General features: G+C 40.8%; 1 protein-coding gene. It reads left to right on the forward strand.

The window, feature by feature from the left end:
* The first annotated feature begins 69 nt into the window (after positions 1 to 69).
* The gene (locus tag AB4585_RS26080) at positions 70 to 396 is read left to right on the forward strand and encodes a hypothetical protein (RefSeq protein ID WP_133152931.1); all 327 of its coding nucleotides are present in this window, start codon (positions 70 to 72) and stop codon (positions 394 to 396) included.
* Positions 397 to 419 lie beyond the last annotated feature (23 nt).

Here is a 419-nt window from a genome sequence, read left to right on the forward strand (position 1 = left end):
ATTCCTGACACTTACCGTGCTAGTGTTGCATATGCACAGGCCACTCGAACAAACTAAAGGATTAGCATTTTGAGCTCAAAAGTAATGGTCGTCATTGAACGCAAAGATAAAGAAGAACTTAAACGAATATTTGGATTTGATGAAGAAATCGAACTTAAAGTAGTTGGTAACAGTCGCAACCACCCCCTAGTTCGCCTGACTGGTAAAACTACATCTAGAGCAGTCTTAGTCAAAGTAGCAAACCGAAGCAACTCCAAATGGCGTAAATCAAGAGGCTCTGCAATTAGACGCCACATTAGCTACATAACCAATAGAGGCATACTGAACGGGACTATAGTTTACAAAAAGGGAACTAGAAGTGGTGGCCCAAAAACCAAGATCGGTAAAGCACTATGAATTTAGCTTTCGTTAGGAACGAA

The organism is Vibrio sp. 10N.222.49.C9, from assembly GCF_041474985.1.
GTDB lineage: Bacteria > Pseudomonadota > Gammaproteobacteria > Enterobacterales > Vibrionaceae > Vibrio > Vibrio crassostreae_C.